This window comes from Paraburkholderia sp. RL18-085-BIA-A (assembly GCF_046027075.1).
Taxonomy (GTDB): domain Bacteria; phylum Pseudomonadota; class Gammaproteobacteria; order Burkholderiales; family Burkholderiaceae; genus Paraburkholderia.
Genome location: NZ_JARESU010000474.1, coordinates 1 through 1,048 on the forward strand (window position 1 = coordinate 1; position 1,048 = coordinate 1,048).

General features: G+C 55.2%; 1 protein-coding gene. It reads right to left on the minus strand.

All coding sequences use genetic code 11. From position 1 onward, the window contains the following. On the minus strand, positions 1-959 hold a 959-nt coding region (locus tag P0D89_RS53330), incomplete at its 3' end, for a reverse transcriptase domain-containing protein (protein WP_408379702.1). Positions 960-1,048: the final 89 nt, after the last annotated feature.

Here is a 1,048-nt window from a genome sequence, read left to right on the forward strand (position 1 = left end):
AGGAAATCAAACCCATCCTTGATGTGCGTTATCCTGGTCTTTTCTGGTGATAGGACCAGCCCGCGTTCCGTCAGGAATTCAGCTACTGCCGGCCTGACTTCATGTTCCAGCCACTCTTTCGAGTGGCCGGTAATAATGAAATCGTCCGCGTAACGCACCATGTTCATTTTCAGTCCTCTCTGCCTGGCTCGCGGGAATTTCTCCGCTAGCATCGCTTCGAGGCCATCGAGCGTCATGTTGGCTGCCACCGGGGAAATAATTCCCCCTTGCGGGGTGCCGGTGTCAGTGGGGAAGAGTTCGTTTTGATACACGTATCCCGCTTTGAGCCACTTCTTTAGAATCACCTTGTCCGTGGGGATATTGGCGATCATCCAGTCGTGGGAAATTTTGTCGAAACAGCCGTGGATGTCGGCCTCCAGCACCCATTCCGCACTCGCCTTTTTTGCCAGAGAAATGAAGCATTGTCCTCCAGCGTCAGCAGTAGAGCGTTCCGGTCTGAACCCATAAGAATTCAGATCGGCGGTGGTTTCCGCCACGGGTTCCAACGCCAGCAGATGTAACGCCTGTATGGCGCGGCATTTCATCACGGGTATGCCGAGCGGCCTCGTCTTGCCGTTTTTCTTCAGAATAAAAACTCTCCGAAGTGGAAGGGGCGAATAATCCCGCCTCTTCAACGACGCAATCGCGTTGGCCTTTGCCGCCGGTGTTTTCCACGTTACCTTGTCCACACCGGGGGTGTTCCTGCCTTTGTTTTCAGTCACCCGCTTCACGGCTAATGCACGGCCGCTGAACGAATGGGTCAGCAGCCATTGCAGTGCTTTCACCCTGTTATGGCGGCCGGCCTGTACCGCCTTCACCATACGCGATTGCAGCCTCCTTACCTGACGTTGAACATCGGCCCAATTGATGCCGTTCCACGCCACGCCCGAAGGTGCACGCGCCCGTGTTGCTGCGCTCATTTGCTTTCCTTCCGTTTAGATGGTTCTGCAAACTCTCTGGTGAGGAGAGACCACGAGGAAGTCTGCCCGCTTTCGCGTCGGGTGATGTT